Origin of the sequence: Undibacterium sp. JH2W (assembly GCF_049340425.1) — a bacterium.
Lineage (GTDB): Bacteria > Pseudomonadota > Gammaproteobacteria > Burkholderiales > Burkholderiaceae_D > Undibacterium.
Map to the genome: position 1 here is coordinate 1 of NZ_JBMPOT010000101.1, position 259 is coordinate 259.

General features: G+C 44.8%; 1 rRNA gene. It reads right to left on the reverse strand.

Annotation, left to right across the window (positions count from 1 at the left end):
• Positions 1 to 156: 156 nt before the first annotated feature.
• Positions 157 to 259 (reverse strand): 5S ribosomal RNA (rrf, locus tag ACO0LC_RS29300); the annotation flags it as partial.

The following is a 259-nucleotide window of genomic DNA, read 5'->3' on the forward strand; positions in this document are numbered from 1 at the left end:
GCTCTTTTGTTTTTCTTATTTTTGTCAGTGCGACTCTGTGCCTCTGTGTTGAGAGGTCTTGACGTTGATTTTGATCTTGTTTTTAGTTTGTATTTTCCGTTTGCGCAAAAGCAAAACCCCCACTCAAGTTCATGAGTGGGGGTATGCGGAATAAAAGCCTGACGATAACCTACTTTCACACTGGTTGCAGCACTATCATTGGCGCGTAATCGTTTCACGGTCCTGTTCGGGATGGGAAGGGGTGGTACCGATTAGCTAT